Consider the following 23,095-nt stretch of genomic DNA (forward strand, 5'->3'; position numbering starts at 1 on the left):
GGGGTGGATCGCCCCGGTGTCGATAGGAAAGTCGGCCGAACCCTAGCACCGGGACCGGCGGCCGGCCAATCGGTCAATCGGGGCGTCACCGGGAACCGCCGCCCGATCCGGGCTCGACAGAACGCGCCCCGCGCAGCCTAAGATGGCGGATAAGAAAACCACCGATACCGCCAGGGAGACCGTCCATGAAGATCGCCGCCGTCGAGGCCATTCCCCTCCGCATCCCGTTCAGCCATAGCGGCGAGACCAAGGCCTTCGCGACGGGCAAATGGGCGATGCTCGACACCTGCCTGGTCAAGGTGACGACCGATACCGGTCTGGTGGGCTGGGGCGACGCCTTCGCCTATCACTGCCTGGACGCGGTGACGGCGGCGGTGGAGCACATGATCGCGCCGGCCGTGATCGGCGAGGACGCGCGCGACATCGCCGGGCTGAACCACCGGCTGCAGCAGAAGATGCACCTGTTCGGCCGCCACGGGATCACGATCTTCGCCATCTCCGGCCTGGACCTCGCCCTGTGGGACATCGCCGCCAAGGCGGCCGGCATGCCGCTGTGCCAGCTCTTCGGCGGCTCGCCGTCCATCCAGCTCCCGGCCTACTCCTCCCTGTTCATCCTGCGCGACCGGGAGGCGGTCGTTAAGGATGTGAAACAATCCCTGGAGGAGGGCTACAAGTACATCAAGCTGCACGAGATCGCCGCCGAGGAGGTCGGCGCGGCGCGCGAGGCGGCCGGCGACGACATCCCGATCATGGTCGACACCAACTGCCCCTGGACGCCGGATCAGGCGCGGCGCATGGCGGTGGAGCTGGACGAGTTCGACCTGCACTGGCTGGAGGAGCCGATCTTCCCGCCGGAGGATTTCGCCAGCCTCGCCCATCTGCGCCGGGAGACCGGCGTGCCGATCGCCGCCGGGGAGAACTGGTGCACGGCGATGATGTTCGGCCAGGCGGTGCAGGCGGGCGCGGTGGACTATGCGCAGCCGAGCGTGACCAAGGTCGGCGGCATCACCGAGTTCCGCAAGACCGCGGCGATCTGCGAGGCGGCCGGCGTGCAGATCATGCCGCACTCGCCGTATTTCGGCCCGGGCTTCCTGGCGACCCTGCACCTGGCGGCGGGGCTGGCCAATCCGGGGCTGATCGAGCGGTTCTACATCCGCCCGGAGGCGATGCTGTACCAGCGCTGGCTGGATCCGGTGGACGGGTTCTTCGCGGTCCCCGACATGCCGGGGCTGGGCCCGGAACCGGATGCGGATGTGATCAAGGAGTATGGGGTGCGGTAACGGGCACCATTCTCTAAACTCCCTTCTCTTTACACTCCCCCGGATTTATTCCGGGGTGAGGCCGGGGTTCGCGCGAGCCACTGGAGCTAGGCGCGGCTCCATATGTCACCCCGGAATAAATCCGGGGAGTGTGAAGAGGGGGAGAGGTAGAGAAGAAAAACCCGGCGCCTTTGGGAGCGCCGGGTTCTTTGTTTCAGCCGCCGGGGTCGGGCCGCGTCGGGCCCGCCCAGACTACTGGCGCAGCACCATGAGCTTCTTGATCTCGGCGATCGCCTTCGCCGGGTTCAGGCCCTTCGGGCAGGTCTTGGTGCAGTTCATGATCGTGTGGCAGCGGTACAGGCGGAACGGATCCTCCAGCGCGTCCAGACGATCGCCGGTGCGCTCGTCGCGGCTGTCGGCGATCCAGCGATAGGCCTGCAGCAGCACGGCCGGACCCAGATAGCGGTCGCCGTTCCACCAGTAGCTCGGGCAGGACGTCGTGCAGCAGAAGCACAGGACGCATTCCCACAACCCGTCGAGCTTCTCGCGCTCCTCCGGCGACTGCCGGCGCTCCTCGGTCGGCGAGGGCGGGGTGTCGGCCTGCAGCCAGGGCTCCACCGAGGCGAGCTGCGCGTAGGGCACCGAGAGATCCGGGACCAGGTCCTTGATCACCGGCATGTGCGGCAGCGGGTAGATGTGGACGTCGCCCTTCACATCCTCGATCGGCTTCAGGCAGGCCAGCGTGTTCGTGCCGTCGATGTTCATCGAGCACGAGCCGCAGATGCCCTCGCGGCAGGACCGGCGGAAGGTCAGGGTGGTGTCGATCTCGTTCTTGATCTTGATCAGCGCGTCGAGAACCATCGGCGCGCAATCGTCCATGTCGATCTCGTAGGTATCCAGGCGCGGATTGGCGCCCTTGTCCGGATCGTAACGGTAGATCTTGAACTTCTTGACCCGCTTGGCCCCCTCCGGCGCCTTGTACGTGTCGCCGATCTTGACCTTGGAATTCGCGGGCAGAGTGAACTCGGCCATCGGTGTTTTTCCTTCGCTATCTGGCTATCCGGTGCGGCGGGCGCGGCTCAGTAGACGCGCGCCACCGGCGGGATCACCTCGACCTCGTTCGAAAGCGTGTTCATGTGGACGTCGCGATACGAGACCCGGGTCTCGTTCTTGTCGTTCAGCCACATGACCGTGTGCTTCATCCAGTTGTCGTCGTCGCGGTCCGGGAAGTCCTCATGGGCGTGGGCGCCCCGGCTCTCCTGGCGCAGCGACGCCGAATTCAGGGTGACGATCGCCTGACCCATCAGGTTGTCGAGCTCCATGGTCTCGACCAGATCGGTGTTCCAGATCAGCGACTTGTCGTTGACGCCGACATTCGGCATCGACTTGGCCACCTCGTGGATCTTCTTCAGGCCGTTCTCCATGAGCTCGGTGGTGCGGAACACCGCCGCATGGGTCTGCATGGCGCGCTGCATGTCGAGCCGCACCTCGCCGGAGCGCAGGTCGCCCTTGGCGTTGCGGATGCGGTCGAGACGGGCGATCGCCTTGTCCGACGCGTCCTTGGTGATCGGCTTGTGGCCCTCGCCCGGCTTCACCGTCTCGGCGGCGCGGTGGGCGGCGGCACGGCCGAACACCACGATGTCGAGCAGCGAGTTGGTGCCCAGGCGGTTGGCGCCGTGCACCGACACGCAGGCCGCCTCGCCGATCGCCATCAGGCCCGGGACGACCCGGTCCGGATTGTCGGCGGTCGGGGAGATGACCTCGCCGTGATAGTTCGTCGGGATGCCGCCCATGTTGTAGTGCACGGTCGGCAGCACCGGGATCGGCTCCTTGGTCACGTCGGAGCCGGCGAAGACCTTGGCGGTCTCCGAGATGCCCGGCAGGCGCTGGTGCAGGACGTCCGGGTCCAGGTGCTCCAGGTGCAGCATGATGTGGTCGCTGTTCGGACCCACGCCGCGGCCTTCGTTGATCTCGATGGTCATCGCCCGGCTGACCACGTCGCGCGAGGCCAGGTCCTTGGCGGTCGGGGCATAGCGCTCCATGAAGCGCTCGCCCTCGGAGTTCGTGAGGTACCCGCCCTCGCCGCGTGCGCCCTCGGTGATCAGGCAGCCCGCGCCGTAGATGCCGGTCGGGTGGAACTGCACGAACTCCATGTCCTGCAGCGGCAGGCCGGCGCGCAGCACCATGGCGTTGCCGTCGCCCGTGCAGGTATGGGCCGAGGTGCAGGAGAAGTAGGCGCGGCCGTAGCCGCCGGTCGCCAGCACGGTCTGGTGGGCACGGAACCGGTGGATGGTGCCGTCCTCGAGGCAGAGCGCCATGACACCGACGCACTCGCCTTCCTCGCTCATGATGAGGTCGAGGGCGAAGTACTCGATGAAGAACTCGGCGTTGTTGCGCAGCGACTGCTGATACAGCGTGTGCAGGATCGCGTGGCCGGTCCGGTCGGCGGCGGCGCAGGCGCGCTTGGCCATCGACTTGCCGTGGTTCAGCGTGTGGCCGCCGAACGGGCGCTGGTAGATCTTGCCTTCGTCGGTGCGCGAGAACGGCACGCCGAAATGCTCAAGCTCGATCACCGCCGGGATGGCGTTTCGGCACATGTACTCGATCGCGTCCTGGTCGCCGAGCCAGTCGGAGCCCTTGACCGTGTCGTACATGTGGAACTTCCAGTTGTCCCCTTCGCCCATGTTGTCGAGCGCCGCACCGATGCCGCCCTGGGCCGCCACGGTGTGGCTGCGGGTCGGGAACACCTTGGTGATGCAGGCGGTCTTCAGGCCTTCCAGAGACATGCCGAGGGTGGCGCGCAGACCGGCCCCGCCGGCACCGACGACAACCACGTCGTATTCATGATCGATGATGGGATAGGCGTTCATGATCTCAGCCTCCGAAGGCGATTTTCAACACGGCGAAGATCGAGGCGACGGCGAGGATGATCACGGCGAACTTCACCAGGACCAGCGTCGCGAGCTTCAGACCTTCGTTGTGGATGTAGTCCTCGATGACGACCTGGAGACCCAACTGGGCGTGGTAGAACGTCGCACCGATCAGAAGAACCAGGGTGACGGCCACCGACGGCGAGCCGATCCAGACCAGGGCGGCGGGATAGTCCAGGCTGGACAGGCCGGCCACCGACACCACGAACCAGAGCACCAGCGGCACCAGGGCGAGGGCGGTCAGGCGCTGCATCCACCAGTGGTGCGCGCCCTCCTTGGCCGAGCCCAGATGACGGACCCGCCCCAGGGTGCTCCGCATCGATGTGCTGCGCATCGAATTCTCAGACATTTGCGTTCCCCTCGTCAGCTGGCGGCGACGATGATCCAGGCGAGAACGGTCAGCGCCACCGAGGCGCCCACCGCGATCCAGCCCGACTTATACGCCGTTTCCAGCTCGAAACCGTAACCGGCATCCCAGAACAGGTGCCGGATGCCGTTGCACAGGTGATACATCAGCGCATAGGTGAACCCGAACAGGATCAGCATCCCGAACCACGAGCCCAGGAATCCATGCGCCGTGGCGAAGGCGTCCGGTCCCGCCGCGGCGGCAAGCAGCCACCACACCAGCAGCAGGGTCCCCACCGCCAGCGCGATCCCGGTCGCGCGATGGGCGATGGACATGATGCTGGTCAGCTGGGGCTTGTAGACCTGAAGGTGCGGTGACAGCGGCCGATTGTGAGCGCTCATACTTCCCTCATACTGGCGGGCCCGTTTCGCAGGCCCCCTGGCAGGCACCGCCGCGAAGCGGCGCCGGTTCGCCCGAATGGCGGCGCGTCCCCCGGTCCGGATCCGCGCGCCCCCCGACATTTTCGACACGTCTTATAGACCATAGGCGTGCGGCCTCAAACCCGGCGTAGGGTCGCAGCGCACAAAAGTCTCGTTCTCTTTAAAACAGCCTTCCGTTTTCCACAACCGGCCGAGCCGCCCGGAGCTCCCGGCCGAAGCCGTTGATTTCACACCCTTACCGTGCACTCATCGACAAGAAACTGTGTGGATAAGTCGGTGGATAATAATGGAATTAAATGTTGATAAGTATTCGGCTTCTGTCGTCCAGACTAGGGCGGCGATTCTCTGATTTTTTTCTTGTCATACCACAGCACCGATGTCACGCTTCTTTCATCGCGCGGGGCCTCGATGCTTCCCCTTCGGTCGATCCGACCTTGTCGGATTTGTCCGAGGGCCAGCGGACGGGCCCGGTCCGGGTCGGCATTGTCTCATGGAGGATCCCTCCTGGGGGGCGTGCAGACCGCCGTTGACGCTTCCGTGCGGTGCGTGCGGCCCCCTTCGGGAGGTGCCGCCGCGGGGATCTCCGCCCCGCGACGCCGGTCTCTCCGAGCCAAGGGGAGGATCGGATGCGCGCCGGCCGCAGCGACCGTCCCAACGGACCGGACCGGTGGCGGGAGGGAGTGTCGGCACCGTGCCGGCGGAGTCCGTGCCAAGACAATCGCTCAAGGCACAGCCGACGCCCTCCGCCCCCGCGCGACTTACACGTTCGAGCGCTGTGTGCGGCCGGACCGGCCTGCGACGGCGGCGTGTCCGGGCAAACCTCTTTGCCGATCCGATCCCCGTGATAGTCTCCCGCCCGTCGACGCTACCGACGTTCAGAGTCTGACGGGCGCCGCGACAGGCCACCCCGTCGCCCATCGAACAGAGGCTTGCATGCCGCGTCCAATATCTGCCCGCCTGCCGACTCTTCCGCGCCTGATCGGCGCCGTGCTCCTGGGAAGCCTGGTGTTCGGGACCACCATCGCCGAGGCAGCCTGCAGCGATCCGCCGATGCCCGGCGCCGACTGGCGGCGCTGCAACTTCGACCGGGTGGACCTGGAACGCATCGACCTCAGCGGCGGCCGGCTGGACGATGCCAGCTTCAACCGCGCCAAGCTCGCCGGTTCGATCTTCAACGGCATCCAGGGCGGGCGCGCCCGGTTCCTCGGCGCCAATCTGCAGGGGACGAGTTTCGAGGGGGCGCTGCTCAAATTCGCCGATTTCAGCCAGGCGGATCTCCAGGGCGCCTCCTTCGCCGGGGCGGATCTGGCCGATGCCCGCATGGTCTCCGCCAACCTGCGCGGCGCCGACCTGACCGGCGCGCGGCTGCGCGACGTGGATTTCTACCGGGCCGATCTTTCGGGAGCCACCTGGATCGACGGCGACCGCATCTGCGCCGAGGGGTCGATCACGTTCTGCCGCTAAGGCACCGGCCCTTAAATTCTCCATCGTCATCCCGGCGACGCCCGTCCCGGATTTAATCCGGGATTGATCCGGGTGTCGGCCGGGACCCAGTCCGGCCCGCTGTCCAGGGTCCCGGGCGATGGCCGGATCAGGTCCGGCCAACCCCGGGATGACGGGGTAAGTAATGGGCAAAGGCAATCCCCCCGGAAATGCACTAGGCTCCCGGCATGTTCAACGACGCCATCGATCTGCGGGATTTCTACGACGCGCCGCTCGGCCATCTGGCGCGGCGGATGATCCGCCGTCAGGTGCGCGATCTGTGGCCGGATCTTCGCGGCCAGTCGCTGCTCGGCCTCGGTTTCGCCACCCCCTATCTGCGCCCGTTCCGCGGCGAGGCCGAGCGGGTGCTGGCGTTCATGCCGGCCCAGCAGGGGGTGCTGCACTGGCCGCCCGAAGGCCCCAACCTCTCGGCCCTGGTGGACGAGGGCGAGCTGCCGCTGGAGGACGCCTCGATCGACAGGATCGTCGTGGTCCATGCCCTGGAAGGCACCGAGCAGCGCGCGGCCATGATGGCCGAGCTGTGGCGGGTGCTGGCGGCCAACGGGCGGATCCTGTTCATCGTGCCGAACCGCCGGGGGCTGTGGGCGCGCTTCGACCACACCCCGTTCGGCCACGGCCAGCCCTATACGGTCGGCCAGCTCTCGCGGCTGCTGCGCGACAACCGCTTCACCCCGACCCGCACCGTCAACTCGGTCTTCACCCCGCCCTATGTCAGCGGGCTGCTGATCCGGTCCGCGCCCGCCATCGAGCGGATCGGCGACCGGTGGTTCAAGACCTTCGCCGGGGTCGTCATGATCGAGGCGCAGAAACAGGTCTATGCCGTGCGCCAGGACCGCAAGCGGGTGCTGGCCCGGGCCCGGGACCTGATCACCGCCCCCCGACCGACCCCCGCGCCGGCGCCGCGCAGCCTGTATCTGGACGCCGCCGGTCGGGCTATCCTGCGTGACCGTCTACCCAAAACCAATCAAACTCCCGGAGGAGATCCCGCATGTACGTTGTCGCCGTGAACCTCGTCGTCGATGCCAAGGACGCCGACGCCTTCGCCGACCGCCTGAAGCAGCACGCCAAGAACAGCCTCACCCAGTCCGGCTGCCTGGGCTTCTCGGTCAGCGCCGACCACGACGCGCCGGGTTCCTTCCACCTGTGGGAGGTCTACAAGGACGCGGCCGCGTTCGACGAGCACAAGAACGCCGATTTCATGGCCGATTTCCGCGACTTCTCCGCCCCGCTGGTGAAGAACCGGGTGCTGGCGACCGGCGACCAGATCGCGTAGGCCGCGCAAAAGTTCTTGCTTTGTTCTCGTCCTGGGTCTAGGGTCGCGCCGTTCGAGACCGCGCGAAGGACCGACCCGTGACCTAGGCAGCATCCACGTTCCGGGCCCTTCACGACGGGCCCGGAGCCTTCATCATTCCCAACCCCTGGGACATCGGCACCGCCCGCATCCTCGCATCCCTGGGGTTCAAGGCGCTGGCCACCACCAGCGCCGGCATGGCCTTCGCCCTGGGCATCCGGGAAGGTCAGGCCACCCCGGACCAGGTTCTGGACCATTGCCGCAGCCTGGTCGCCGCCACCCCGCTTCCGGTCTCTGCCGATCTGGAGAAGGGGTTCGGGGACAGTCCCGACAGCGTGGCCGAGACGATCCGCGCGGCCGCCGCCACCGGCCTCGCCGGCGGATCGATCGAGGACCATACCGGCGATCCGGACCGGCCGATCTACGAGCTCGACCTGGCGGTCGACTGGATCGCGGCGGCGGCGGAAGCCGCCCGTGCGGTACCGGGCGATTTCGTGCTGACCGCCCGATGCGAGAACCTGCTGTGGGGCCGCGACGACCTGGACGATACGATCCGGCGGCTCCAGGCCTTCGAGGCCGCCGGGGCCGACGTGCTCTACGCGCCCGGGCTCCACGATCTTGAGACCATCAGGACCGTCTGCTCCGCCGTCACCAAGCCGGTCAACGTGGTCATGGGCATGCCGGGCGCGACCTTCGACGCCGACGCGCTGGCGGCGGCCGGGGTACGACGGATCAGCGTCGGCTCGGCCCTGGCCCGGCGCGCCTACGGGGCGTTCATCGAGGCCGCCCGCGAGATGGCAGGCGACGGCAGCTTCGGCTTCGCCCACAAGGCCATGGGCTTCGCCGAGATCGAAGGGCATTTCGCCGCCCGCGCGCCGTAAACCTTTACCGCTTGTCCCATAGGTCGGTCGCCCGCTTGGTCCCTACGTCCCGGGCGCCGCGCCCCCACCTGCACGCTGCATCCCGCGACCGCAACGAGGTCCCCGCCATGTCGACCGCCGCCTCATCCGCCGACGCCTTCCGACGCCTGCACGACGGGCCCGACGCCTTCGTCATCACCAATCCGTGGGACATCGGGTCCGCCCGCATCCTGGCCTCCCTGGGATACAAGGCGCTCGCCACCTCCAGCGCCGGTATGGCCTTCGCCCATGGCCTCGGCGACGGCAAGGTGGCGCCCGACCAGGTGCTCGCCCATTGCCGCCAGATCGTCGGGGCCACCGACCTTCCGGTCTCCGCCGACCTGGAGAACGGCTTCGCCGACAGCCCGGAAGGCGTGGCCGAGACGATCCACAGCTTCGCCGGAACCGGCCTCGCCGGCGGCTCGATCGAGGATTCCACCGGCAAGGCGGACGCGCCGATCTACGATTTCGAGCAGGCGGTCGAGCGGATCGCGGCGGCGGCCGAGATGGCCGGCACCGTCGCCGGCGGCTTCGTGCTGACCGCGCGGGCGGAGAATTTCCTGCACGGGCGGGCCGACCTGGACGACACGATCCGCCGGCTCCAGGCTTACGAGAAGGCCGGCGCCGAGGTGCTGTTCGCCCCGGGCCTCCCGGATCTCGACTCCATCCGCACGGTCTGCGCCGAGGTGACCAAGCCGGTCAGCGTGATGATAGGCATTCCCGGGCGCACCTTCTCGGTGGACGAGCTTGCCGCCGCCGGCGTGCGACGGATCAGCACCGGCCCCGCCCTCGCCCGCGCCGCCTACACCGCCCTGATCGCGGCCGCCGAAGAGATCAAAGACAGCGGCACCTTCGACTTCGCGATCCGGGCGCTCGGATCCGGCAAGATCGTGGAGCGGTTCGGCTGACGCCGCGCCGTCAGTCGGTGGCGACGCTCAGCTTCTCCTGAACCCCGAACTGCTGCAGAAGGCCGGCGATGGTGCCGTCGGCCTTCGCGGTCGCCAGATACGCCGCGATGGCCGCCTGCAGGGCTCGGTTCTCCGGCTTGGTGCCGACGGCCTGGCGCACGGCGGTGTAGCGGCCGTCGAGGATGCGCTGGCCGCCGAGATCGGCCGCGTTCTCCTTCAGCGCCGGGCGCAGGCCGGCCAGGGCATCGAGCGTCTCGTTCACGTAGAGATCCAGCGCGCCCTGCAGCCCCTTGGCCCGCACCAGCTCGGCGTGCTTGAGGGTGCGCGACAGGTAGAGGTCGTAGGCCGACCGGTCGGACACCGCGATCCGCACCCCCGGCGCATCCACATCGGCCAGGGCCGTCAGCGGCGAGTCCGCCGGCACCATGTAGGTCGCCTCGATCTCCACATAGGCGTCGACGAAGGCGATGGTCTTGGCCCGCTCCGGCTCCTCGGCGATGAGCGCGATGTCCCAGGCGTCGTCGGCCAGGGCGTCCGCCACCTCGCCCGGCGACGCGAACGGCACCAGCTCGACATCCAGGCCCAGATGGGCGGCGATCAGCCCGGCCAGGCTCGGCGCCACGCCTTCCGGGACGCCGTTGGCCGCCTTGCCGGTCACGAGAAGGATGTTGCCGAGATTGATGCCGGCGCGCAGCACGCCCGGGCGGGTCAGGTCGGTATCGATCGAGGCGGCCATGGCGGGGCTCCGGAATGGGAAGGGAGCGTTATCCTAAGGCTGGTCGGCCGGCTTGCCCATGGCCGCTCTCAGGCGGCGGCCCCCGCATCGGCCAGGATCTGGCGCAGATGGGCGCGCATGTCGGTCAGCGCCTCGGTGATCCGGTTGGAGGACGCCGACATGTGGCCGCTCATGGAGCCGGTCTTCTCGGCCGCGCTGGCGACCCCCTCATTGACGCCGGCGACCCGGTGGGCGCGGTCGGCCACGTCCTCCACCGTGTCGGTGATCGTGCCGGTCTTCTCGCTCAGGCTTTCGATGCCGTCGGCGACCTCGCCCATGCCGCTGTCCACCGAGCGCAGGCGCTCCTGGATCGCCCCGGCCGCGTCTGACACCCGGGCGAGGCTGGCGCGGAACCCGCTGACCTCCTCGCCGATCCTCAGGGTGGCATCCGCGGTCTGTCCGGCCAGGGTCTTCACCTCTCCGGCGACCACCGCGAACCCGGCCCCCGCCCGACCGGCGCGCGCCGCCTCGATGGTGGCGTTCAGCGCCAGCAGATTGGTCTGCTCGGCGATCTCCTGGATCAGCCCGACCACGCTGCCGATCTGCCGCGCCGTCGCCGACAGGTCGGCCACCGCGACGGCCACATTGTCCGCCTCGGCCGCCACCTCGCTGGTCAGGGCCCGCTGGGAGCGTACGTCGCGGGCGATGTCCCGGGCGGTGTCGCTCAGGTTGCGCACGACCTCGCGGACGTCCTGGATGAAGGCCGCACTTTCCTCCGCCAGGGCGTGGGATTCGGTGGAGCGGGACAGGGTGTCGCTCGCCAGCCCGTTCAGCTCGGCGGAGATCGCCACGAGCTGCTCCACGCTGTCGGTCACCACCGAGACCCGCGCGCCCATGCCGGTCTCCAGTTCGGCGCTGAGGGCGGAGAGCTGGTCGGCAAGCTGGCGCTCGCGGGCGGCGCGCTCGGCCTCGCGCTGCACCCGCATCTCGTCGATCTCCTCCAGCGCCGCCTTGAAGCGCTGGATGCCGTCGGCCAGGGCGCCGATCTCGTCCACACGGTCGGTGTCGGTGACCTCGGCCTCCTCGCCGTTGGCGATGGCCCCGAGAGCGGCGGACAGGCGGGACAGCGCCCGGGTCACCATGTGGCGCATCACCGCCCAGACCGCGACATTGGCGATCAGCACGCAGCCCAGGCTGACCGCCGCGATCAGCACCAGCGCCCAGGTCAGGGTGCGGTCGACCTGGGCTTCGGCATCGCGGATATGGTCAATCTGGCCGAGAATGGCGGTGCGCGTCGTCTCCGCCGCCAGGGCCTCGTCGACGATCACGCTCTTCAGTTCCGCCACCTTCCGCTTCAGGGCGTCGGGGCTCGCCGCCGCACCGGTGACCTCGGCCACCTTTGCGGCGACGGAAGCCGGGTCCGCCCCCGCCAGGACGACTTCCTCGACCGTGTCGGTGAAGGCGTCGTCGGCGAAGATCCCATAGACGATGCCGACCCCGCCGTCGGTCTCCTTGACCACGATGCCGCCCTCCTGCTGCAGGTCGCGGCGCTCGCCCCGCTTGGTGAAGCGCTCGAGAATGGCGTCGCGGCCTTCGAAGCGCCGGGTCTCGGTCGGGTAGGCCCCGACGGCCCAGGCCATCAGCACCGGCAGGGCGTCGGTCTGAAGCTGGTCGGGAATGGCGATCAGCTTCTTCTGCAGGCCGAACACCTCGGCCCGCAGCTCGGCGTTCATGTCGCGCAGCAGACCCGCCCGCGCCTCCTGCTCGGCCATCAGGGTGTTCACCACCGTGATGTAGACGCCGGCGAGCCCCCCGAGGACGAGGCAGAGGGTGAGCGCGAGAGCGGCGGTCAGCTTGACGTTCACGTGGGACCGGACGAACGCGAGCATGCGGTAGCCTCATTCTGGCCAGGAGCGAGAACAGCCGCCGCTCGCCGAACCCTCGGCAGGCGGAGGCCATGGGGCGCCGGGGCCCCGCCGGCCAACCTAGTGTCCCGCAGTGACAGAAGGATTACCGTTCCTTTTCGGTTTTATGCGTTGGTTTAGTTACGAATTGATCTGTTTTTAGCACGTTAGCCGAAGAACGGATCCGACTGGAACAGCCTGCCCTCGAAGACGCCATGGGTCAGGTAGTGGAGCAGCGGATCCATCCCGTCGGCCGCCACGTCGGGATTGGCCGCCAGATAGGCCTGGGCGTCGAACCGGGCGCTCGTGTCCCGGCCTTCCAGACTGCCGTGCATATGGTAGTGCAGCAGCGGATTGAGCCCCACCGCCGCGACATCCGGATTGGCCGCCAGATAGTCGCCGCTGTCGAACAGCGCGTTCGGCGACCGGTCCTCGAACCCGCCGTAAGACAGGTAGTGAAGAAAGGCGTTGCCGATGTCGAAACCGGCCGCCGCCACGTCCTCGTTGTCGGCGAGATAGAAACCGGCGTCGAAGCCGATCGCGTTCACCCAGACCGGGGCGGAGGCGAGCAGGTTCCCGTTGTCGAAGGCCAGGATCTCGATGTTGCGCAGGACGTCGCGCCCGTCGACGCCTTCGACCACGGTCTCCCCGCCGGAGACCCCGATTCCGTAGGAGACGGACAGGCCGCTGAACCGGGCGGTGTCGATACCGCGCCCGCCGTCCAGGATGTCGTCCCCCGCGCCGCCGGTCAGGCTGTCGCTGCCCCGTCCGGCCATCAGGACATTGGCCAGGGTCGAGCCGGCCAGCAGGTCGTCGCCGTCGCCGGTATAGAGATTCTCGATCTGGGTGCCCTCGGCCACGCGGAACCCCGCGCCGCCGATGCTGCCGAGGGTTCCGTCGAGATGGATCGACACCGACCCGGTCACGGCAGCGGCGTTGATCGCATCGGTGCCGCCGTCGCTGTCGACCAGGATGCTGCGGCCCGCATCCGCCGTCGCCAGGGTCACGTACTGATCGGTGTAGACATAGCGGTCGTCGGCGGTGGCCGCATCGCCGTAGAGCCTGAGGGTCCAGCTCTCCAGGGTGCCCGCGGTTCCGGTCTCCGTGTCGGTGACCTTCAGGGTCCACGCGCCGGCGGCGCTCTCGCCGAAATGCTGGGTCGACATCAGGGTCGCGGAATCGCTGGCGAAGAAGGTCTGGTCCGGCAGCGCATCCAGCAGGCCGTCCTGCCGCGCCAGGACCTCGTAGACCTCGAAATCCGGATTGTAGATCAGATAGCTGGTCGTGCCGTGGGGCGAGGTCAGCTCGATCTGGAGCTGGCCGAGATCGCCATGGGGGATGGTCACGTCGACCACCGCGAACTCGACGTCCAGGTTGGCGTCGACGGTCAGCGACTGGGACACGCCGGCCAAATCGCCGTCGGGCACCGCCACCGCCCCGGTGGAGGCCGCGATGACCACCGTCTGGTTGGCGACGGTGTGGGGCACGGCGTCCCAGGTCTCGGCGAGGCGGGTGGCCGCGCGGGCGTCGACCTGACCGAACCCGTAATCGTGGCTGGCGGTGAGCCCGCCGCCGTTCCAGTCGGTCGCCCCGTTCTCCACCGTGGTCCAGGGGTAGGACAGGGCGAGGGAGATGCCCTTCTCCAGGGCGGTGCGGATGGCTTCCGGCCGATCGGCGAGCGCCTCTTCGCTGCCGACCGTCTCGGCCAGGATCTCGGCCCGGGTCAGCGGATCGGCGCCGGTATCGTAGGCGGAATAGGCCAGGATCTCCTGCACGTCGCGCACGCCAAGCGACGGGTTCGCCTCCAGAACAAGGGCGGCCACGCCGGCCACGATCGGCGCGGAGAAGGACGTGCCGTCGGTCAGGCCGTAGCCGTCGTCCACGCCGCTGACCCCCAGCACCTGGGCGCCGGGCGCGGCGACCAGCACGTTCGATCCCGGCGACGAGAAGGTCGCGATCTGGCCGTCGGCGTCGGTGGCGGCGACGTTGATCTGGTACGGGGAGTTCTGCTCGGGTCCGTGGGTCGACAGGACCGCCTGGAACCGGGAATTGCCGGACGCATAGACATGGACGGTGCCCAATCCCCCGCGGCCGTCGCGGGCCGTATCGGCGATCGAGGCGAAGGCGTCCGGCTCCAGGGCGAAGATCTCGGTGCCGTAGCTGTTGTTGGTGACGTCGGCATCGGCCGCCTGGCGGATCGCCGCCGCCGCATTCGTCAGATTGCCGGTCTCGTCGGCGATGCGGATGCCGGTGAAGATCGCATCATAGGCGACGCCCACCACCCCGATGCCGTTGGCCGTGGCGGAAGAGAAGCCGGCCACCTGGGTCCCGTGGGAATAGGTGCCGGCGATCGGCGTGGCGTCATCCTGCCCGGTGACCACGTTGTAGTCGCTGTCCGCGTCGTAGGTTCCCGACAGGTCCGGGTGGGTGTAGCGCACCCCGTCGTCGATCACGGTGATGCGGATGCCGGCCCCGGTATAGTCCGGCCAGGCGCCGAGCACCCGGATGTCCTGGCCGGCGGTGCCGCCGCTCTGCCCCGTATTCAGCAGATACCACTGGTCGCCGAACAGCGGATCGGACGGAAGTACGGTCATGGTATGCGTCTCCTCCAAAGCATTGAGACCGATGCCTTTTCGAATCTGGTACACAATCCTGCGCTCCGGGTCAGGATCGAAAAATCGCTCTGGAGCCAGTTTCGCTGACGCCTGTGGCTCGGTTTCGGCGGGGGCACCCGTCCGTCGCGGCTTGCCTTAATCGGCGCGCTCCGATAGGTCTTTCCGGTTTTCTCGTGACCGACCTCTCCAGGAAGTACCGCATGGCGGATGTCGCGCCCTCGCTGGCCCAGCTTCGGGCCGAGATCGACCGCATCGACGACGCGCTGCTCGGGCTGCTCGAAAGCCGGGTGGCGATCGGTCGGCGCGTGGCCGCGGCCAAGGGCGACGCCTCGGGTCCGTATCTGCGTCCGGGCCGGGAGGCGGCGATCCTGCGCCGGCTCTGTTCGGCCGCCAGCGACGACCTGCCGACCGCCACCCTGGAGCGCATCTGGCGCGAGATTCTGGGCGCCAACCTGGCCCGCCAGGTCGACCCGCTGACCGTCGTCTACGCCCCGGAAGGTGCCGCAGCCGTGCTCGATCTCGCGCGCGACCGCGGCGGGGCGGCGACCCGTCTGGAGGCGGTGGACACGGCGGAAGCGGCGATCGCCGCGGCGGTCGACGGACGGGCGACCCTGGCCGTCCTGCCGGACGTGGCGGATTCTCGCTGGCGTTGGTGGCCGCAGCTCGTTTCGGACTCCCAACGGAATTCCTCTACCCAGAAGCCGCGCGTCATCGCGCGGCTTCCGCTTTTCGGGGAGGGCGACGTGCCGGCCTATGGCGTGGCCCCGCAGGACCCGGACCCGTCCGGCGACGACGTCACCCTCTACGCCGTGCCCGGCACCGCCGAGGGCGCGCTGGACACCGCGGAGATCGAAGGGGCCCATTGGTCGCTGATCGCCGCCGACGGCTATCTGGAGGTCGGGCATATTCCGGCCGGCGCGGCGCTGATCGGCGCCTACGCCCGGCCCGAGACCTCCCGCTCGAAGACGAGCACCTGACCCTATTCTTCCGTCCGAGGACTGTCCTATGCCCAGCGTGGCCCCCAAAGCGTCCATTGCCGATCTCGCCGCCTATAAGCCGACCAGCTACCCCAAGAGCCTTCAGCGCATCATCCGCCTGAACCTGAACGAGGGCGCTCTTGGCCCGTCTCCGAAAGCGATGGAGGCCCTGGCCGGCATCGCGTCGAAGATCCACACCTATCCCGCCGTCGCCGCCTCCGGCCTGGCCGAAGCCATCGCCGAGCGGCACGGCATCGATCCGGCGCGCATCATCCTGGGCTGCGGCTCCGACGAGCTGATCCAGGTGCTCACGCAGGCCTATCTGGAGCCGGGCGACGAGGTGATCCACACCCAGTACGCCTTCCTGCTGTTCCCGATGGCGACCAAGATCGCCGGCGGCGTTCCGGTCTCGGCCCCCGACAACGGCTTCACCGCCAGCGTCGACGCGATCCTGGAGCGGGTGACCGAGCGCACGAAGATCGTGTTCCTGGCCAACCCGAACAACCCGACCGGCACCTATGTGCCGATCCCGGAGGTGCGCCGCCTGCGCGCCGAGCTGCCGGACCGGGTGCTGCTGGTGCTCGACGCCGCCTATGCCGAATACGTCCAGCGCAACGACTACTCCGCCGGCATCGACATGGTGGAGGAGACCGACAACACGGTGATGCTGCGCACCTTCTCCAAGATGTTCGGCATGGCCGGCCTGCGCCTGGGCTGGGCCTATTGCCCGGCCCACATCGCCGCCACGCTCTATGCGGTGAAGCCGCCCTACGGCGTCAACACCCCGGCCCTGGTGGCCGGCATCGCGGCGGTGAAGGACCTGGACTTCCAGGAGAAGTCGGTCGCCCACAACGGCGCCTGGCTGCCCTGGCTGCAGGACGAGTTCAAGAAGCTCGGCCTGGAGCCGTTTCCGTCGGTGACGAACTTCTTCATCACCCGATTCCCGACGGAGCCCGGCAAGACCGCGACCGAGGCCAAGGACTTCCTGGCCAAGCGCGGCATCATGGTGCGCGGCATGGCCGATTACGGCGAGCACGACTTCATCCGCATCTCCGTCGGCCAGGAGGACGAGAACCGGCTGGTCGTCCAGGGCCTGACCGACTTCTTCAACGGAGTGTCCGCGTGACCACGCCTGCGCCTTCCGGAGAGCCGGTCTTCGGGACCCTCGCGGTCATCGGAATCGGCAATCTCGGCTCCTCGGTCGCCCGTGCCGTGCGCAAGTACGGCGCGGTCGAGCGGGTAATCGCCGCCGACCTGTCGAGCGAGGCGCTGACCCGGGCCGAGCAGCTGAACCTGGCCGATGCCTATTACGACGCCCCGTCCAAGGCGGTTGCCCAGGCCGACGTGGTGGTGCTCTGCACCCCGCTCGGCGCGTTCGGGGCGATCGCCAAGGCGATGGCGCCGCACCTGAAGCCGGGAGCGGTGGTGACCGATGTGGGTTCGGTGAAGGGCGCGGTGGTCGCCGCCGCCGGCCCCCACATGCCGGCCTCCGTCGCCTTCGTGCCCGGCCATCCGATCGCCGGCACCGAGAAGTCGGGACCGGATGCCGGATCGTCCGACCTGTTCGTCGGCCGATACTGGATCCTGACTCCGGACGAGACCACCGACCGCGCGGCCGTGGCCAAGGTGACCGAACTCTGGACGCGCTGCGGAGCGATCGTCGAGGAGATGAAGGCCGAGTATCACGACAAGGTGCTGGCCGTGACCTCGCACCTGCCGCACCTGATCGCCTACACCATCGTCGGCACCGCCTTCGACCTGGAGGGCCAGGAGCAGCAGGACGTGATCCGCTTCTCCGCCGGCGGCTTCCGCGACTTCACCCGCATCGCCGGCTCCAGCCCGATCATGTGGCGCGACATCTTTCTCAATAACCGCGAGGCGGTTCTGGAGATGCTGCAGCGCTTCAGCGAGGACCTGAGCTACCTCCAACGGGCCATCCGCTGGGGCGAGGGCGACAAGCTGCAGGACCTGTTCACCCGCACCCGCGAGGTGCGCCGCAGCGTGATCGAGGCCAAGCAGGACAAACCGTTCCCCGAAGGCGGCAACGGCAAGTAGACTGCCGCTTCCTACCCCGTTCTTCCTGCTAACTCTTGACGACACTATATTCGATTTGTCGTACTCGGCTGAGGTGGCTGTGGTACGCAAATTGACCTGAAGCGCCGCTGAATCTTCCGCTTTTCAGGTCACCTTCTGGCTAAAGGTGATTACATGCGGCATATATTTATAGATGAAGCTGGCACCAGCGCGGGAGAGCCGGTTACGGTTGTCGCCGGAGTAATAATACGTTCCGACTGCCACTGGCGTCAGTTAGACGAATACTTATTGACTATCATAAAGAGGCACATTCCTGAACAGTATCAGGATGGTTTCGTTTTTCATGCGAAGGATATTTCTGCAGGAAATGGTATATTTAGCGATCGCAATTTGTGGCCTCCAAAAAGACGATGGGACATCATTAAGGACGTGCTAAGGGCAAACCGTGAAATTGGATATGACATTGTGCTCGGTATTGTGCGCAAGGACAAAGAAACCAAGTTAACACCAGCGCAAGAAGCTCACATTCGGCATTTATCCGCGTTTGCTCATTGCCTGACTGGGGTCGAACTATTCTTAAAAAATCTAGCATCAGATGAAATTGCCACGGTGGTAATTGAAGATATACCAGAGCGCCGAAAGCATCTGAAAGAGGTTCAGCAGGATATGCTGAACCCGTCCGACAACGCTCCGTGGGATCGCAATGCCGTTCCCTTACGGCATATCGTTCAAACACCGCTATTTGCCGAGAAAGCCGACTCGCGCCATTTGCAGTATGCAGATGCTTGTTCGTTTGCGATGCGCGGATACTGCGCCGGCTTTAAAGGTTTCGATCAGTTGGTTTCAGAGATGTTGGTGTCCGGTTCGGTTCAGATAATGCCACAAGACAAAGACTTCGGTCACTTCTTGATCACCACCGTCGATCTGCGAACTGGTCAGATTGCCGCGCGCGGTTAGCTGCACGCTCCACCTGTTCATCGGCCTCACTGGGGCTTAGTTCGACAGCATCACCAGTTCTAGGGACTTTCCCAGAAACCGCCGGTTCCTGGATGGTGTGACGCGCCCTGGGAAGTCGGATCGGGCGACCGAGACAAGCCCCTATCTCAGAACGGCATCCAGGAGAATTCCCGGCTGTAGTGCAGGTAGCCGATATTGACGCCCGAGCGCAGGCCGACGCCGGTGCGGATCGGGGCCAGGGTCAGCTCGCCGTCGGACTGGTAGTTCACGCCGACGCCGGCGAAGAAGTAGTAGGACCCCTCCACCCCCGGCACCCGGCGGTAGATCTTGTCCGCGGAGTCCAGATTGTAGATCAGGACGAAGACCTTCGAGGCGTTGCCGCCCAGGTCGAAGCCGATCGACGGCCCCTGCCAGTAGACCTTGTTCCCGCCGCCGCCGGCCATGTTCAGCATGCCCTCGCCGTAGCGCAGGCCGACGCCGATCGCGCCGGAATACTCGCTGCCGGCGATATAGGCGTTCGGCTCGCCCATGTCCGCGAACACCTTCTCGATGACCTTGGCCAGGCCCTCGGTGGTCTCGCCGAACAGGTCCTTGGCGGCCGAGACGACCTCGGGCTCGCTATAGGTCTTCGCTCCCGACTTGGTGGAGGAAGAGGTTTCCGACGAGGCGCTGGAGCCGGTCGTGGTGGTCTGCGCATCGGCCTGGACCGGTAACAGAAGCAAGGCGGTCAGGGCGAATGCGGCGGCGCGCAGCCAACGGAACATTGAAACCTCCCAGTGTGTCGGGACCCGTGTCCCGCCGGCGCACTATAGAAGCAACCCGCTGGCATTTGTGAGAAATCGGGACGGCACGGGGCTCGCCCGTCGGCTAATCCGGCTCCCCGCCGGAGCGGAAGGGGCGGATCAGCAGGGCGAGAAAGCCGCGGTCATGGGCGCGCTCGACCCCGATCGCCATCTCCGGCGTCCGCGGGGTCGGGCTCAGGGTGGCGAAGATCCGGTCCCAGACCGACAGGCCGGTGCCGTAGTTGGAATCCGTGTCGCGTCGCACGGCGTGGTGATGCACCCAATGGATCGACGGCGTAACGATCACGGCCGACAGGGCCCGCTCCAGCGCGGGGGGAAGCCGTGTGTTCGAGTGCTGGAACACCGCGGCCACCAGCACCAGGGTCTCGAACGCCAGGACCGAGGCCAGCGGAATGTCGAGCAGCACGATCACCACCGCCCGTACCGCCGCCGACATCAGCACCTCGCCGGCGTGGAACCGAACCGCCGAGCTGGCATCCAGGAACTCGTCCAGGTGATGGATCTCGTGGAACCGCCACAGGAACGGCACCGCGTGGTTGGCCCGGTGCCAGAAATAGATCCACAGGTCGAGGATCAGCAGGTCGGCGACCAGCGCCCAGCCGCCCTGCAGCCAGGACGGCCGCCAGTCCAGGGCCACGGAGGCGGCGAATACCGTGATCGGGATCACCGCCAGCCGGGACAGGCCGATATTGACCGCAAACAGGCCGGCATTGCGCAGGATCCGGGGCCAGCCGCCGCGCCGGGCGACGGCCGGGGCCGCCCGCTCGGCGGTCAGGATCAGCAGGATCCACGCGGCGACGGCGAGGCCCTTGGCGATCGTCAGGTCCTGCGGGTCCGACATGTCCAACATTATCGGGATATGGCATTGTGCGGGCGAAGGGCCAAGCGTCCTTGCCATCCTCGTGACGTTCAGGAGAGTTCGCGTGAGCCGCAGTTCGATCCCCGGCAGTTCCGCACCCGGAAGATTGCCCCTCGTCGGTGTCACCGCCTGCCGCATCATGGGAGAGCACAACGCCAGCCACCGGGTGGGCGAGAAATACGTGACCGCCATGTCCGAGGTCGCCGGCGTCTGTCCGGTGATCATCCCGGCCCTGCCCGGCGGCATCGACATCGACAGCCTGCTCGACCGGCTGGACGGCGTGTTCCTCACCGGCAGCCCGTCCAACGTGGAGCCGTCGCGCTATGACGGCGGCGACAGCGCCACACCCGACGAGCACGATCCGGCGCGCGACGGCGTGACCCTGGACCTGGCGCGGGCCGCCGTCGCCCGGGGCATCCCTCTGCTCGGCGTGTGCCGCGGCGCGCAGGAGCTGAACGTCGCGTTCGGCGGCACCCTGCACCAGGAGGTCCACACCAATACCGGCGGCCTCGACCACCGCATGCGCCGGGACGTGCCCTACGACTGGAAATACCGGCCGGCCCATTCCCTGGAGCTGGCCGCCGGCGGCGCCCTGGCCGCCATCGCCGGCCCCGGTCCGCATCTGGTGAACTCGCTGCACGGCCAGGCCATCGACCGGCTCGGCCCGCGGGTGGTGGTCGAAGGCCGCGCGCCGGACGGGGTGGTCGAGGCGATCTCCATTGCCGACGCGCCGGCCTTCGCCCTTGCCGTCCAGTGGCACCCGGAATGGCCCCGGCCGGTGGAAGGCATCAACCGGGCGATCTTCGAGGCGTTCGGCGCCGCGGCCCGGGCGATGGCGGCGGGCGCCCGGGTCGGTGTGGCGGCCGAATAAGCCGCCCGCAAGGACCGGATTTATTCATATCGACCCCGCAACGACGATGTTTCGGAGCGTGGATCGGATGCTGGCGGACCGGGCGGCGGCGATGCGCCCGTCCACGGCTTCCGGGCGCCGGAACGATCGGGGCTGGACCCGGCGGGGGGATGCCCGCCATAGTCTCCCGGCCGAGCGCCCCCCGCCCCGGAGCACGGCGACGCATCCGTCGCCGATCCGGTGGAGAGATCCGGTCGAATTTCGGCATATCGAGACGAAAAAGGACATTTCTTCAATGGAATATGTGATCACCCCGCCGCGCACCGTTGCCGTGCCGGTTGCCGGCAGCGACAAGGGTTTCCCGGTGCGCCGCATCTTCTGCGTCGGCCGGAACTATGCCGCGCACGCCCGTGAGATGGGTCACGATCCGGACCGCGAGCCGCCGTTCTTTTTCATGAAGCCGGCCGATGCGCTGGTCACCGGAGGGGCGGCGATGCCGTATCCGTCCATGACGTCCGACGTGCACCATGAGATCGAGCTGGTGGTGGCGCTGTCCGGCGGCGGCCGCGACATCCCGGTGGAAGAGGCCAACAGCCTGATCTGGGGCTACGGCGTCGGCCTCGACATGACCCGCCGCGACATCCAGGCCGAGGCGAAGAAGATGGGCCGCCCCTGGGACATGGCGAAGGGCTTCGACCATTCCGCCCCGATCGCCGACCTGCACCCGGTGAGCGAGACCGGCATCATCGAGGACGCGGCCATCTGGCTCGACGTGAACGGCAAGCGCCGTCAGGAATCGACCCTGAAGGCGCTGATCTGGTCGATCCCGGAGACCATCAGCTACCTGTCCGGCCTGGTCATGCTGGCCCCCGGCGACCTGATCTTCTCCGGCACGCCGGAAGGGGTGAACGCGGTCGAGCGCGGCGACGAACTGCACGGCCATGTGGACGGCCTGACCGACCTGCATGTGAAGGTGGTCTGACCGGTGCGGATCGTCACCTGGAACATCAACTCCGTCCGCCTGCGCCTGCCGCTGGTGCTGCGCCTCCTCCAGGAGCTGCAGCCCGACGTCCTGTGCCTGCAGGAGACCAAGGCGATCGTCGACGTGTTCCCCGGTGCCGCCCTGGCCGAGGCCGGCTGGCCACACCAGCTCGTCGCCGGCATGAAGGGCTATAACGGGGTCGCCATCGTCTCCCGCCTGCCCATCGAGGAGACGGTCTCGCGCGAGTTCTGCGGACGCACCGACGCGCGCCACGTGGCCGCCCGGATCGACGACGGGCCGGAGGTGCACAATTTCTACGTCCCCGCCGGCGGCGACGTGCCGGACCCGGCGGTGAACGACAAGTTCGCCCACAAGCTCGAGTTCCTGGCCGAGATGACCACGTGGCTCGGCACCGACCGCAGCCCGGATCACCCGATGATCCTGGTCGGCGACCTGAACATCGCGCCGCTGGAGACCGACGTGTGGTCCCACAAGCAGCTTCTCAACGTGGTCAGCCATACGCCGGTGGAGGTCGAGGCGCTGGACAAGGTCCAGGCGTCGGCCGGCTGGATCGACGCGGTGCGCAAGATCGTTCCCCCGGAGGAACGGCTGTACTCCTGGTGGAGCTACCGGGCCAAGGACTGGTCGGCGGCGGACAAGGGCCGGCGACTGGACCATGTCTGGGTGACCCCGCCGCTCGACGGCGGCATCCGCCATGCCGAGGTCATCCGCGACGCCCGCGGCTGGGAGAAGGCCTCCGACCACGCCCCGGTGGTGGTGGACCTGGATCTGTAGGACGAGCGGCGGCAGCGCTGCCGCCTCG

The 23,095-nt window shown here is 67.7% G+C and carries 21 protein-coding genes and 1 pseudogene; 13 read left to right on the forward strand and 9 right to left on the reverse strand.

All coding sequences use genetic code 11. The features are described from left to right. Positions 1–185 precede the first annotated feature (185 nt). Positions 186–1,280 (forward strand): mandelate racemase/muconate lactonizing enzyme family protein, encoded by a 1,095-nt coding sequence (locus tag T8K17_RS04405; RefSeq protein ID WP_322333293.1) that lies wholly within the window; start codon positions 186–188, stop codon positions 1,278–1,280. A gap of 231 nt (positions 1,281–1,511) precedes the next feature. On the opposite strand, the gene T8K17_RS04410 is transcribed toward T8K17_RS04405, so the two are convergent. Genes T8K17_RS04410 through sdhC form a run of 4 tightly spaced genes read right to left on the reverse strand, consistent with a single transcriptional unit; the run spans position 1,512 to position 4,936 of the window. Further along, positions 1,512–2,291, reverse strand: coding sequence for a succinate dehydrogenase iron-sulfur subunit (locus T8K17_RS04410; protein ID WP_322333294.1), 780 nt, complete (start codon positions 2,289–2,291; stop codon positions 1,512–1,514). 47 nt (positions 2,292–2,338) lie between these two features. After that, on the reverse strand, positions 2,339–4,129 hold the full coding sequence (gene sdhA / locus T8K17_RS04415) for a succinate dehydrogenase flavoprotein subunit (protein WP_322333295.1): 1,791 nt from the start codon (positions 4,127–4,129) through the stop codon (positions 2,339–2,341). Positions 4,130–4,133: 4 nt separating this feature from the next. Beyond that, a complete protein-coding gene (gene sdhD, locus T8K17_RS04420; RefSeq protein WP_322333296.1) occupies positions 4,134–4,523 on the reverse strand; it encodes a succinate dehydrogenase, hydrophobic membrane anchor protein in 390 nt (129 codons plus the stop codon). 29 nt (positions 4,524–4,552) lie between these two features. Continuing rightward, positions 4,553–4,936 carry a succinate dehydrogenase, cytochrome b556 subunit gene (gene sdhC / locus T8K17_RS04425; protein WP_322333297.1) on the reverse strand — a complete coding sequence of 128 codons (384 nt, stop codon included), beginning with the start codon at positions 4,934–4,936 and terminating at the stop codon, positions 4,553–4,555. Positions 4,937–5,908: 972 nt separating this feature from the next. On the opposite strand from sdhC, the gene T8K17_RS04430 reads away from it, so the two are divergent. The 5 genes and pseudogenes from T8K17_RS04430 to T8K17_RS04450 all read left to right on the forward strand — a co-directional run bounded on the left by T8K17_RS04430 (position 5,909) and on the right by T8K17_RS04450 (position 9,576). Beyond that, the gene (locus T8K17_RS04430) at positions 5,909–6,439 is read left to right on the forward strand and encodes a pentapeptide repeat-containing protein (protein WP_322333298.1); all 531 of its coding nucleotides are present in this window, start codon (positions 5,909–5,911) and stop codon (positions 6,437–6,439) included. A 206-nt stretch (positions 6,440–6,645) separates the two neighbouring features. Then, positions 6,646–7,485, forward strand: coding sequence for a class I SAM-dependent methyltransferase (locus T8K17_RS04435; protein ID WP_322333299.1), 840 nt, complete (start codon positions 6,646–6,648; stop codon positions 7,483–7,485). Beyond that, complete coding sequence (locus T8K17_RS04440) at positions 7,467–7,751, forward strand: putative quinol monooxygenase (RefSeq protein ID WP_322333300.1); 285 nt, start codon at positions 7,467–7,469, stop codon at positions 7,749–7,751. Before T8K17_RS04435 ends, T8K17_RS04440 begins: the two co-directional genes overlap by 19 nt. Before the next feature lie 110 nt (positions 7,752–7,861). Further along, positions 7,862–8,650: pseudogene (locus T8K17_RS04445) on the forward strand (isocitrate lyase/PEP mutase family protein); the annotation flags it as partial. Positions 8,651–8,757: 107 nt separating this feature from the next. Beyond that, entirely contained in the window at positions 8,758–9,576 is an 819-nt protein-coding gene (locus tag T8K17_RS04450; protein ID WP_322333301.1) for an isocitrate lyase/phosphoenolpyruvate mutase family protein, read from the forward strand. A gap of 10 nt (positions 9,577–9,586) precedes the next feature. Here the strand turns inward: T8K17_RS04450 and T8K17_RS04455 are convergent, their stop codons facing one another. The 3 genes from T8K17_RS04455 to T8K17_RS04465 form a co-directional block, all read right to left on the reverse strand. Beyond that, a complete protein-coding gene (locus tag T8K17_RS04455) occupies positions 9,587–10,312 on the reverse strand; it encodes a transporter substrate-binding domain-containing protein (RefSeq protein ID WP_322333302.1) in 726 nt (241 codons plus the stop codon). 68 nt (positions 10,313–10,380) lie between these two features. Continuing rightward, a complete protein-coding gene (locus tag T8K17_RS04460; RefSeq protein WP_322333303.1) occupies positions 10,381–12,180 on the reverse strand; it encodes a methyl-accepting chemotaxis protein in 1,800 nt (599 codons plus the stop codon). Positions 12,181–12,362: 182 nt separating this feature from the next. Next, a complete protein-coding gene (locus tag T8K17_RS04465) occupies positions 12,363–14,789 on the reverse strand; it encodes a S8 family serine peptidase (RefSeq protein ID WP_322333304.1) in 2,427 nt (808 codons plus the stop codon). A 221-nt stretch (positions 14,790–15,010) separates the two neighbouring features. Here T8K17_RS04465 and T8K17_RS04470 point away from each other — a divergent pair, with 221 nt between their 5' ends. The 4 genes from T8K17_RS04470 (at position 15,011) to T8K17_RS04485 (ending at position 18,778) form a co-directional block, all read left to right on the forward strand. Next, positions 15,011–15,787, forward strand: a complete 777-nt coding sequence (locus T8K17_RS04470) for a chorismate mutase (protein WP_322333305.1) — start codon at positions 15,011–15,013, stop codon at positions 15,785–15,787. Between the two features lie 28 nt (positions 15,788–15,815). Further along, entirely contained in the window at positions 15,816–16,913 is a 1,098-nt protein-coding gene (hisC, locus tag T8K17_RS04475; protein WP_322333306.1) for a histidinol-phosphate transaminase, read from the forward strand. Then, on the forward strand, positions 16,910–17,842 hold the full coding sequence (locus T8K17_RS04480) for a prephenate/arogenate dehydrogenase family protein (protein ID WP_322333307.1): 933 nt from the start codon (positions 16,910–16,912) through the stop codon (positions 17,840–17,842). The genes hisC and T8K17_RS04480 overlap by 4 nt, the downstream gene beginning before the upstream one ends. A 153-nt stretch (positions 17,843–17,995) precedes the next feature. After that, a complete protein-coding gene (locus tag T8K17_RS04485; protein ID WP_322333308.1) occupies positions 17,996–18,778 on the forward strand; it encodes a DUF3800 domain-containing protein in 783 nt (260 codons plus the stop codon). A gap of 146 nt (positions 18,779–18,924) precedes the next feature. Here the strand turns inward: T8K17_RS04485 and T8K17_RS04490 are convergent, their stop codons facing one another. Then, positions 18,925–19,542 carry a DUF1134 domain-containing protein gene (locus T8K17_RS04490; protein ID WP_322333309.1) on the reverse strand — a complete coding sequence of 206 codons (618 nt, stop codon included), beginning with the start codon at positions 19,540–19,542 and terminating at the stop codon, positions 18,925–18,927. 103 nt (positions 19,543–19,645) lie between these two features. Further along, the gene (locus tag T8K17_RS04495) at positions 19,646–20,422 is read right to left on the reverse strand and encodes a sterol desaturase family protein (RefSeq protein ID WP_322333310.1); all 777 of its coding nucleotides are present in this window, start codon (positions 20,420–20,422) and stop codon (positions 19,646–19,648) included. A gap of 82 nt (positions 20,423–20,504) precedes the next feature. Between T8K17_RS04495 and T8K17_RS04500 the strand changes: the two genes are divergently transcribed. The 3 genes from T8K17_RS04500 to xth all read left to right on the forward strand — a co-directional run bounded on the left by T8K17_RS04500 (position 20,505) and on the right by xth (position 23,067). Beyond that, on the forward strand, positions 20,505–21,311 hold the full coding sequence (locus T8K17_RS04500) for a gamma-glutamyl-gamma-aminobutyrate hydrolase family protein (RefSeq protein ID WP_322333311.1): 807 nt from the start codon (positions 20,505–20,507) through the stop codon (positions 21,309–21,311). 274 nt (positions 21,312–21,585) lie between these two features. Beyond that, positions 21,586–22,272: a fumarylacetoacetate hydrolase family protein gene (locus tag T8K17_RS04505; protein WP_322333312.1), complete on the forward strand. Its 687-nt coding sequence runs from the start codon at positions 21,586–21,588 to the stop codon at positions 22,270–22,272. Positions 22,273–22,275: 3 nt separating this feature from the next. Beyond that, the gene (gene xth / locus T8K17_RS04510; protein ID WP_322333313.1) at positions 22,276–23,067 is read left to right on the forward strand and encodes an exodeoxyribonuclease III; all 792 of its coding nucleotides are present in this window, start codon (positions 22,276–22,278) and stop codon (positions 23,065–23,067) included. The last annotated feature ends 28 nt before the right edge of the window (positions 23,068–23,095 follow it).

Source organism: Thalassobaculum sp. OXR-137, assembly GCF_034377285.1.
Lineage (GTDB): Bacteria > Pseudomonadota > Alphaproteobacteria > Thalassobaculales > Thalassobaculaceae > Thalassobaculum.

What these genes read in the sequence shown, in the direction of transcription:
- T8K17_RS04405 (WP_322333293.1), top strand. Translation starts at nt 186, where the DNA reads ATGAAGATCGCCGCCGTCGAGGCCATTCCCCTCCGCATCCCGTTCAGC.
- T8K17_RS04410 (WP_322333294.1), bottom strand. Translation starts at nt 2,291, where the DNA reads ATGGCCGAGTTCACTCTGCCCGCGAATTCCAAGGTCAAGATCGGCGAC.
- sdhA (WP_322333295.1), bottom strand. Translation starts at nt 4,129, where the DNA reads ATGAACGCCTATCCCATCATCGATCATGAATACGACGTGGTTGTCGTC.
- sdhD (WP_322333296.1), bottom strand. Translation starts at nt 4,523, where the DNA reads ATGCGCAGCACATCGATGCGGAGCACCCTGGGGCGGGTCCGTCATCTG.
- sdhC (WP_322333297.1), bottom strand. Translation starts at nt 4,936, where the DNA reads ATGAGCGCTCACAATCGGCCGCTGTCACCGCACCTTCAGGTCTACAAG.
- T8K17_RS04430 (WP_322333298.1), top strand. Translation starts at nt 5,909, where the DNA reads ATGCCGCGTCCAATATCTGCCCGCCTGCCGACTCTTCCGCGCCTGATC.
- T8K17_RS04435 (WP_322333299.1), top strand. Translation starts at nt 6,646, where the DNA reads ATGTTCAACGACGCCATCGATCTGCGGGATTTCTACGACGCGCCGCTC.
- T8K17_RS04440 (WP_322333300.1), top strand. Translation starts at nt 7,467, where the DNA reads ATGTACGTTGTCGCCGTGAACCTCGTCGTCGATGCCAAGGACGCCGAC.
- T8K17_RS04450 (WP_322333301.1), top strand. Translation starts at nt 8,758, where the DNA reads ATGTCGACCGCCGCCTCATCCGCCGACGCCTTCCGACGCCTGCACGAC.
- T8K17_RS04455 (WP_322333302.1), bottom strand. Translation starts at nt 10,312, where the DNA reads ATGGCCGCCTCGATCGATACCGACCTGACCCGCCCGGGCGTGCTGCGC.
- T8K17_RS04460 (WP_322333303.1), bottom strand. Translation starts at nt 12,180, where the DNA reads ATGCTCGCGTTCGTCCGGTCCCACGTGAACGTCAAGCTGACCGCCGCT.
- T8K17_RS04465 (WP_322333304.1), bottom strand. Translation starts at nt 14,789, where the DNA reads ATGACCGTACTTCCGTCCGATCCGCTGTTCGGCGACCAGTGGTATCTG.
- T8K17_RS04470 (WP_322333305.1), top strand. Translation starts at nt 15,011, where the DNA reads ATGGCGGATGTCGCGCCCTCGCTGGCCCAGCTTCGGGCCGAGATCGAC.
- hisC (WP_322333306.1), top strand. Translation starts at nt 15,816, where the DNA reads ATGCCCAGCGTGGCCCCCAAAGCGTCCATTGCCGATCTCGCCGCCTAT.
- T8K17_RS04485 (WP_322333308.1), top strand. Translation starts at nt 17,996, where the DNA reads ATGCGGCATATATTTATAGATGAAGCTGGCACCAGCGCGGGAGAGCCG.
- T8K17_RS04490 (WP_322333309.1), bottom strand. Translation starts at nt 19,542, where the DNA reads ATGTTCCGTTGGCTGCGCGCCGCCGCATTCGCCCTGACCGCCTTGCTT.
- T8K17_RS04495 (WP_322333310.1), bottom strand. Translation starts at nt 20,422, where the DNA reads ATGTCGGACCCGCAGGACCTGACGATCGCCAAGGGCCTCGCCGTCGCC.
- T8K17_RS04505 (WP_322333312.1), top strand. Translation starts at nt 21,586, where the DNA reads ATGGAATATGTGATCACCCCGCCGCGCACCGTTGCCGTGCCGGTTGCC.